The 9,197-nt window shown below is 72.8% G+C and carries 7 protein-coding genes; all 7 read left to right on the forward strand.

The genetic code is table 11. The features are described 5' to 3' along the window. Window positions 1–398: 398 nt before the first annotated feature. The 7 genes from ACIQWR_RS41135 (at window position 399) to ACIQWR_RS41165 (ending at window position 9,014) form a co-directional block, all read left to right on the forward strand. Window positions 399–2,138 (forward strand): amidohydrolase family protein, encoded by a 1,740-nt coding sequence (locus ACIQWR_RS41135; RefSeq protein WP_404021209.1) that lies wholly within the window; start codon window positions 399–401, stop codon window positions 2,136–2,138. Next, window positions 2,135–3,643 carry an aldehyde dehydrogenase family protein gene (locus ACIQWR_RS41140; RefSeq protein ID WP_404021211.1) on the forward strand — a complete coding sequence of 503 codons (1,509 nt, stop codon included), beginning with the start codon at window positions 2,135–2,137 and terminating at the stop codon, window positions 3,641–3,643. The genes ACIQWR_RS41135 and ACIQWR_RS41140 overlap by 4 nt, the downstream gene beginning before the upstream one ends. A 252-nt stretch (window positions 3,644–3,895) precedes the next feature. Beyond that, window positions 3,896–5,470: an APC family permease gene (locus ACIQWR_RS41145; RefSeq protein WP_404021214.1), complete on the forward strand. Its 1,575-nt coding sequence runs from the start codon at window positions 3,896–3,898 to the stop codon at window positions 5,468–5,470. A gap of 199 nt (window positions 5,471–5,669) precedes the next feature. Further along, window positions 5,670–5,981 (forward strand): hypothetical protein, encoded by a 312-nt coding sequence (locus ACIQWR_RS41150; protein ID WP_404021216.1) that lies wholly within the window; start codon window positions 5,670–5,672, stop codon window positions 5,979–5,981. 86 nt (window positions 5,982–6,067) lie between these two features. Beyond that, window positions 6,068–7,126 carry a MerR family transcriptional regulator gene (locus ACIQWR_RS41155; protein ID WP_404021224.1) on the forward strand — a complete coding sequence of 353 codons (1,059 nt, stop codon included), beginning with the start codon at window positions 6,068–6,070 and terminating at the stop codon, window positions 7,124–7,126. 207 nt (window positions 7,127–7,333) lie between these two features. Further along, complete coding sequence (locus tag ACIQWR_RS41160) at window positions 7,334–8,383, forward strand: serine hydrolase domain-containing protein (protein WP_404021219.1); 1,050 nt, start codon at window positions 7,334–7,336, stop codon at window positions 8,381–8,383. Window positions 8,384–8,513: 130 nt separating this feature from the next. After that, the gene (locus tag ACIQWR_RS41165) at window positions 8,514–9,014 is read left to right on the forward strand and encodes a carboxymuconolactone decarboxylase family protein (RefSeq protein WP_404021222.1); all 501 of its coding nucleotides are present in this window, start codon (window positions 8,514–8,516) and stop codon (window positions 9,012–9,014) included. Window positions 9,015–9,197: the final 183 nt, after the last annotated feature.

Below are 9,197 nucleotides of genomic sequence, written 5' to 3' on the forward strand. Positions count from 1 at the left end.
CGCCCCCCCCCCCTCCCCCCCGGGGGTGTGCGGCGCGGGGCCGGGGGGCCCCGGGGGCGGCCCGCCAGGGCCGTTGTCCCCTGCGGGGCTCCTGGGGCTCCGCCCCAGACCCCGCGCCTCAAACGCCGGCGAGGCTGAAGTGGGCCAGGGGCTCCGCCCGGGCCCGTGCCTCAAACTCCCCCAGCTACCGCTGGGAGGGGCCCCCGGGCGAGGCTGGATTGGGCCAGGCCCGACTGGAAGGGGACCGGGGGCGCTGCCCCGACCCGCGCCTCAAACGCCGGCGAGGCCGGATTGGCTCCGCCGGGCCCGTGCCTCAAACTCCCCCAGCTACCGCTGGGAGGTACCCCCGGGCGGGGCCGGCTTCGGCGGCCAGGGTCGCAGACCAAGGAAGGGACGTCATGCTCGACCACCTGATCAAGGGCGCCACCGTCGTGGACGGGACCGGCGCCCCCGCCCACGTCGCCGACGTCGGGATACGCGACGGTCGGATCGCCGTCGTCGCGGAGCCCGGCCGCGTCACCGAGGAGGCCCGGACCAGCGAGGACGCGCACGGCCTCGTCCTGACCCCCGGGTTCATCGACCCGCACACGCACTACGACGCCCAGCTCTTCTGGGACCCGTACGCGACCCCCTCCATGAACCACGGCGTCACCACCGTCGCCGGCGGCAACTGCGGCTTCACCCTGGCCCCCCTGCACCCGGACCGCCCCGAGGACGCCGACTACACGCGTCGGATGATGAGCAAGGTCGAGGGCATGGCCCTCAAAGCCCTGGAGGAGGGCGTCGACTGGAGCTGGTCCAGCTTCGGCGAGTACCTCGCCGCCCTCGACGGCCGGATCGCCGTCAACGCCGGCTTCATGGTCGGCCACTGCGCGCTGCGCCGCCACGTCATGGGCGAGGACGCGGTGGGTGGACAGCCCACGCCCGAGCAGATGCAGCAGATGCTGGACCTGTTCCACGACGCGATGGACGCGGGCGCCTGGGGCCTGTCGACCACCCAGTCCGCCACCCACTCCGACGGCGCGGGCGCCCCCGTCGCCTCCCGGCACGCGCGGCCCGAGGAACTCCTCGCCCTCTCCCGGGCGGTGGCCGAACACGAGGGCACCCAGCTCGAAGCGATCGTCGCGGGCTGCCTGGACCAGTTCGCGGACGACGAGATAGACCTCTTCGTCGAGATGAGCGCCGCCGCCGGGCGGCCGCTGAACTGGAACGTGCTGACCATCGACGCCTCCGTCCCCGAGCGGGTGCCGCGCCAGCTCCTCCCGAGCGAGCGGGCCCGTAAGGCCGGCGGCCGGATCGTCGCGCTCACCATGCCGATCCTGACCCCGATGAACATGTCGCTCGGCACCTTCTGCGCGCTGAACCTGATCCCCGGCTGGGGCGAGGTCCTCGGCCTGCCCGTGCCCGAGCGCATCGCGAAGCTGCGCGACGCGGACGTACGGGCCGAGATGCTGCGCCGCGCCGACAGCAAGGAGGCCGGGGTCTTCCGGCGCCTCGCGGACTTCGGGCGCTACGTCATCGGGGACACCTACACCGAGGAGAACGCCGGGCTCTCGGGCCGCGTGGTCAACGACATCGCGGCGGAGCGCGGCCAGGACCCCTTCCACTGCCTGGTGGAGATCTGCGCGGTCGACGGGCTGCGCACCGTGCTGTGGCCGATGCCGACCGACAACGACCCGGCGAGCTGGGCGCTGCGCCAGGAGACCTGGCAGCACGAGGACGTGATGCTGGGCGGCTCGGACGCGGGCGCGCACCTGGACCGGATGTGCGGGGCGCCGTACACGACCCGCTTCCTCGGGGACTGCCTGCGCGGGCGCAAGCTGGTGCCGCTGGAGCAGGCGGTACGGATGCTGACGGACGACCCGGCCCAGTTGTTCGGGCTGCGCGAGCGGGGCCGGATCGCCGAGGGCTGGCACGCGGACCTGGTCCTCTTCGACCCGGAGCGGATCGAGGCGGGGCCCGCCACGCTGGTGCACGACCTGCCGGGGGACAGCCCGCGGCTGGACTCGCGGGCGATCGGCATCGTGTCCGTCCGGGTCAACGGGGTGGAGACGATCCGCGACGACGAAGTGACGGGGGCCGTGCCGGGGATCGTGCTCCGGTCGGGCCGGGACACGAGGACGGTGAGCACGCGTTGAGCGAGGCACGTGGGGCGCAGGGGGCGGACGGGGCGCGCGCGGCGCGGGATCCGCAACAGCTGCTGATCAACGGCGAGTGGGTGGCGCCCGCGGGCGGCCACTACGAGGTGATCAACCCGGCGGACGAGTCGGTGGTCGGCCTGGCCCCCGAGGCCTCGCGGCAGCAGGTCCACGAGGCCGCCGCCGCGGCCCGCGACGCCTTCGCGAGCTGGTCGCGCACGAAGCCGGAGGAGCGGGCCGCGATCCTGGACCGGGCCGCGGACATCATGCAGCGGGAGTACGAGCCGTGGGCGCGCCTGGCCCAGGCGGAGACCGGAGCCCCCACCGGCATCGCCCGCGGGATGCAGGTCGGGGTCGGGGTGGCCCGCTTCCGGCGGTACGCGCGGGGCGCCATGGAACCGGTCGAGCGGGGTCTGCCGCCGCAGGTCACCGAGGCCGGCCCGATGGGCGCGGCCAGCGTCCTGGGCGCGCTGGAGATCCGCCAGCCGGTCGGGGTGGTCACCTGCATCACCTCCTACAACAACCCGTGGGCCAACCCGGCGGGCAAGGTGGCCCCCGCGCTGGCGATGGGCAACACGGTCGTGGTCAAACCCGCTCCGCAGGACCCGCTGTCGGTGTTCAAGATGGCGGCGGCGCTCCAGGAGGCCGGTGCGCCGCCCGGGGTGGTGAACGTGGTCAACGGGACCTCGGTGGAGGTCGGCGAGGCGGCCGTGGACGCGCCGGACGTGGACATGGTGTCCTTCACCGGTTCGACGGGAGTCGGGCAGCGGATCGCGGAGGTCTGCGGCCGGACCATGAAGCGGCAGCTGATGGAGCTGGGCGGCAAGGGCGCGGCGGTCGTCTTCGACGACGCGGACCTGGACGCGGCCGTGAGGGGGATCGGGACGACCTTCTCCTTCTACAGCGGCCAGATCTGCACGGCCCCGACCCGGGTGATCGCCCAGCGCGGGATCCACGACCAGCTCGTCGAGAAGCTGACCGGCTACCTGGGGTTCATGAAGGTCGGTGACCCGGGCGAGCGCGGCACGGTGGTCGGCCCGGTGATCTCCGCGGCGCACCGGGACCGGGTGGAGTCGTACGTCGAGCTGGGCCGCAAGGAGGGGGCGCGGGTCGCGCACGGCGGCGAGCGCCCGGTGGTGGGGCCGCACGGGAAGGGCTTCTACGTCGCCCCGACGCTGCTCGTGGACTGCACGAACGACATGCGGGTGGTCCGGGAGGAGATCTTCGGCCCGGTGGTCGTGGTGGTCCCCTTCGACGACGAGGAGGAGGGGATCGCGCTGGCCAACGACAGCGACTTCGGGCTGCTGCACTACGTGTGGTCCGGGGACGCGGCGCGGGCCTTCCGCGTGGCGCGGCGGATGCGTGCGGGCGGGGTCGGCGTGAACACGATCGGCCGCAACATGGAGGCGCCGTTCGGCGGCTTCAAGCGGAGCGGGGTCGGGCGGGACGTGGGCTCGTACGCGCTGCACGCCTACAGCGAGATCCAGTCCATCGTGTGGACTTGAGGCACGCTTGACCGGGCTTGACCAAAACTTGGTCGGGAAAGTTTGAAGTCCGGCATATCGGACATGGCTGCGGTTTCCGCATGCCGAAAGACGACATCCGGTCCCGCCGAAACGATGATCGGCGGGACCGTGAACCTTTCATTAAGTGATCTACCGGTCTATTGACCTCAAGATTCAAAGGGAGTTCCGGGACCTTCGAACCGGACTTATGTCCTCCGGATGTGGAAACCGCACCGTCTAACGTCCCTTCACATGACACAGCTGGACGCTCGGCCTCGGGTCGCAGACACGGTAAGCGGCGCCGCCGGCACGGCGGGCCCGGACGGCGGCGTGCGCGGCAAGGGCCTCGGCAAGGGCTCCGTGGGCCTCCTGGGCAGCGCCGTCATCGGCATCTCCACCGTCGCCCCGGTCTACTGCCTGACCTCCACCCTCGGCTCCACCGCCGGTGAGGTCGGCGTCCAGATGCCCGCCGTGTTCCTGGCCGGCTTCCTGCCGATGCTGCTCGTCGCCTTCGCCTACCGCGAGCTGAACAAGGCGATGCCCGACTGCGGCACCTCCTTCACCTGGACCGTCAAGGCCTTCGGGCCCCGCGTCGGCTGGATGTGCGGCTGGGGCCTGGTGATCGCCACGATCATCGTGCTCTCCAACCTGGCGGGCGTCGCCACCTCCTACTTCTGGCTCCTCGCGGGCGAGATCACCGGCGATCCGGGCCTCGCGGCCCTGGACGACAACAAACTCGTCCACATCGCCACCTGCCTCAGCCTGATCGCGGTCGCCACCGCCATCAGCTACCGCGGGATGACCGCCACCAAGGGCATCCAGTACACCCTGGTCGGCCTCCAGCTCGTCGTGCTCGCCGTCTTCGTCGCGATGGCCCTCCAGAAGGCCTCCGCGGGGACCTTCGACACCGGGCTCGACTTCTCCTGGCAGTGGATGAACCCCTTCGCGGTCGAATCCATGGCCTCCTTCACCGCCGGACTCTCGCTCTCGATCTTCATGTACTGGGGCTGGGACGCCTGCCTGGCCACCAATGAGGAGACCACCGGCTCCGCGAAGACCCCCGGCCGCGCCTCGCTCATCGCGATGGTCGTCCTGGTCGGCTCCTACCTGGCCACCGGCATCGTCGCGCAGATGGCCGTCGGCTCCGGCGACAAGGGCCTCGGCCTCGGCAACCCCGAGACCTCCGGCAATGTCTTCGCCGCCCTGGCCGGCCCGGTCATGGGCCCGGGCCTCGGCGTCCTGCTCTTCATCGCGGTCCTCGCCTCGGCGACGGCCTCCCTCCAGACGACCTTCATCCCCGTCGCCCGCACGGTGCTGGCCATGGCGACCTACGAGGCCCTGCCGCCCGCGTACGCGAAGGTCCACCCGAGGTTCAAGACCCCCGGCCGCGCGACCGTCATGGCGGGCGCGGCGACCGGCACCTTCTACACCGTGATGACGCTGATCAGCGAGAACGTCCTCACCGACACGATCTTCGCGCTCGGCCTGATGATCTGCTTCTACTACTCCCTGACGGCCTTCGCCTGCGCCTGGTACTTCCGCGGCGAGCTGCGCCGCTCCACCCGCGACCTGCTGTTCAAGGGCGTCTTCCCGGTCGCCGGCGGGCTGCTCCTGGCCACCGTCTTCTGCAAGACCCTGATCGACATGTGGAACCCGTCCTACGGGTCCGGCTCCACGGTCCTCGGCGTCGGCAGCGTCTTCGTCATCGGCGTGGGCCTGCTGCTCCTGGGCCTGATCGTCATGCTGGTCACCGAACGCCGCAGCCCCGCCTTCTTCCGCGGCCACGTCCTGACCAAGGCGACCCCGTCGCTGGTCGTCACCGACTGACCGGATCCCGCGTCTCCGGCCGTGAGCGGCTCCGGCTTTTCACGCCCCGCCGGCGATCGAGGCGCCGCCGGAGCCACGGAACCCGCCACCGGCGGCCCGTCAACGGCCCGGGCGACCGGCCCGTCAACGGCCGCGGCGCCCCCGGGGCGGGCGGGGTGAGCCGGGGTGACCCGCGGCGGCCGGGGTCGTTGGGCGGGGCATGAACGCCATGAAGCGCACCCTCGCCGCCCTGGTCCTCTCCGGCGGCGCCGCCCTCGCCCTCACCCCCGGGCTCGCCCAGGCCGCCGACCAGACGACGCCGCAGGGCCCGCCGATCACCGCGCGGCTCGGCGAGATCGTCGACAACCCGAGCGGGGCCGTCAAGGACGTGAAGACCGCCGTCGGCGTGGCCGCCGGGGCCGCCAAGACCTCCGCCCACGCCACCGACAGCTCCCTCGCGGGCACCGGCACCGCCCTGGAGACCGGCCTGCCGAAGGCCCCGAAGGTCGGCGCCGCCCCCGCGGGCCACTGACCCGCCGACCCCGCTGACGCACCGGCGCCCGCAGACTTGACCCTCGACCTGGTGGAGGTCGCACAGTCAGGGGCGTGGAGAACGACATGCGCGACATGCGCGAGGTGCGCGTCATGCGCAGCATCGGCGAGATGGCGCGGGACAGCGGCCTGGGCGTGAGCGCCCTGCGGTTCTACGACCGTGCGGGCGTCCTGATGCCCGCACGGGTCGACCCGACGACCGGATACCGCTGGTACGGGCCCGAGCAGCTCGACGAGGCACGCGTCCTGGCCCGGCTGCGCCGGGCCGGGATGCCCCTGGCGGACATCCGGCTCGTCCTCGCGGGCTGGTCGGGCGCGGACACCGGGCTGGTGCCGAGCCTGCTGGACGGCCATCTGCGCCGCCTGGAGCGCGGCCTCACCGAGGCGCGCACGGAGTTCTCCACGATACGAGCGCTACTCGCACCCAAGGGGACCTCCGTGACCACCACCGCCCGCCTGACCGTGCCCGCCGCCGCACTCGCGGCCGCACTCGACGCCGTCCGCTTCGCCGTCGGCAGCGACCCCGAGCTCCCGCTGCTCGGCGGGGTCCTCTTCGACATCGAGGGCCGCGACCTGCACGTCGTGGCCACCGACCGCTACCGGATGGCCGTCGCCCGCACCGCCACCACCGGCCACGACGGCGAACGGGTGCAGGTGACCGTGCCCACCCCGCTCGTCGACGCGATGCGCGCCCTGCTGACCGACGACGACACACCGGCCCGCCTCACCGTGGCGGGCGACCGGGTGGAGTTGGAGACCCAGGGGCGCGAGGCCGCGGGCCAGGGCCTCGGCGAGGACTTCCCCGACTACCGGCGCCTGACCCGGCTGCCCGAGGGCCGCCGGATCCCCCTCGACGTCCCGGCCCTGCGCAGGGCGCTCGCCGACCACGCCGAGGACGTGTGCACCCTCGTCCTGACGGCGGACGCGGTGACCGTCGTAGGCGGCGACGACGAGCCGACCGGCGAGCGGGTGGGGGTCAACCCCGGCTACCTCCTGGAGGCCCTCGCCGCCGACGAACTCGTCCTGGAGTACGTCGGCCCCAAGGCCCCCCTCGTCGTCCTGCGCCCCACCACCGAGGACACCGACACCTTCTCCCTCCTGATGCCGGTCAGCCTCGACGCCTGACCCCTGAGGCGGGCCGGGCGGGGTCTCGGGGTCGCGGTAGGGAGATCACCCATGGGCAACACAGCTCCCGACCAGCAGAGTTGGCGTCGCGGAAGACATCCACGTTTCCACGCCTCAACGCCTCGACCCTCCACGCCTCAACGCCTCGACCCTCCACGCCTCAACGCCTCGACCCTCCACGTCTCCACGCCTCCCCGGGAGCATTCCATGCGCAGGTTCCGCCAGCTGGCCGTCGCCGGCCTCGTCCTCGCCGCCGTCACCGCGGGAGCGGCCGCCCCGGCGGCGATGGCGGCCCCGGCGCCGAAGGAGGCCACCGCCGCGCCCGCCTACGACCCCGCGGCGGTGGCCGACCTGCTGGGCCGGCTCCCGGACGACGTCACCGCGGGCGGCCTCGTCCGGGTGGCGGGCGGGGGGCTGCGCACGCCGTGGACCGGTACCGCCGCAGGGGTCGCCGCCGACGCGCGCTTCCCGATCGGGAGCGTCAGCAAGACCTTCACGGGCGCCGTGGTCCTCCAGCTCGTCGCCGAACACCGCATCGGCCTCGACGAGCCCGTACGCCGCCACCTCCCCGAGCTGCTCCCCGCCGCGTACGCGGCCGTCACCGTCCGCCAACTCCTGGACCACACCAGCGACTTCCCGATGGCCGCCCAGGTACCGGGCGACCCGCGCGCCCTGGTCGCCGCCTCCTTCGCCGCCGACGCCCACACCCCGGCCCCCGGCGCCGAACAGCAGTACAACGGCCTGAACTACTTCGTCCTCGGCCTCCTCGTCGAGCGCGTCACCGGGCGCACCTACGCGGAGGAGCTCCAGCGCCGCGTCCTGCGCCCCCTGGGCCTGCGCGACACGGGCCTCTCCACCGACCCGCAGGTGGCCCACTTCTGGGCCGAGGGCGGCCTCGTCTCCACCGCGCCGGACCTCGACCGCTTCCAGACGGCCCTGCTGCGCGGCCGCCTCCTGCCCCCGGCCCAACAGGCGACCCTCTTCGAGGTCCCGGCCGTCCCGGGCGCCAGGACCAACACCTGCCTCACCCCCGCCGCGTGCTTCAGCGCGGGCGGCCTGATGAAGGTCGACCTGCCGGGCGGCGTCACCGTCTGGGGCAAGACGGGCTCCAGCGGGACCGCCTGGACGAGCGGCATGTTCGCCACGAAGGACCTGCACCGCCACCTCGTCTACGCCCTCAACCCCCGGTCCGAAGCCCCCGGCGCGCTCCAGCGCAAGCGCGTCGTGGACCTCGTGACAGCGGGCTTCTCGAACTAGCCGCGGAACGGGTCCCAGGACCAGCCGCGAGATTTCTGTGCAGACCTGTCACATCCGTCCGTCGAGATCCGTCAGAGGTGTGCAGACGACGAGAGGGGTGGCGCGGCCGCCACCGTGAGAGGGGAACGCCATGGACGCGAAGATCGATGTGGAGCAGACCGTGGGCTCGCGGATGTCCGATCCGACCGAGCTGATCCCGGAGCTGGCGACCATCGCCGGCGCGCTCTTCAAGGCGACGGGCAACCGCTCGGTGCCGCGCTCCACGATCGGACTGATCCAGCTGCGGGCGGGCCAGATCGTCGCCAACACCTACTTGACGGTCATGCACTCGACCTTGCTGCGCAAGGCGGGCGAGTCCGAGGAGCGCATCACGGCCGTAGCGTCCTGGAGGGACGCGCCGTTCTTCACCCCGGCCGAGCGGGTGGCCCTGGAGCTGGTCGAGGCGGTCATCCTGCCGAACCCCCAGGGTGAACGCGTCCCCGACGAGCTCTACGCCCGAGCGGCCGACCAGTACGACCCCAAGGCGCTCGCCACCTTGACGATGGCGATCGGCCAGGTCAACTTCTTCTCAGCCCTGGCCCTGATCGGCAAGCCCCTGGCAGGCAAGTCGCCGACGCAGCAGTGGACCTGAGAGGGCGCGGCTTCGCCGCGTGTGCCTTGGCTTCGGGTGGGCGGGGTCGGGGTGTGCGGCTTTGCTGTGGTTGGCGGGTGCTTCGGGTGGGCGGGGTCGGTGGGGTTCCGGGGGCTGCCCGTCAGTTCCACTGTCTCTCCGCGCCGGGGCGACCTGTCAAGGGCGCTCCCTGCGGTCGCGTCG

Origin of the sequence: Streptomyces sp. NPDC098789, from assembly GCF_044759975.1 — a bacterium.
Classification (GTDB): Bacteria; Actinomycetota; Actinomycetes; order Streptomycetales; family Streptomycetaceae; genus Streptomyces.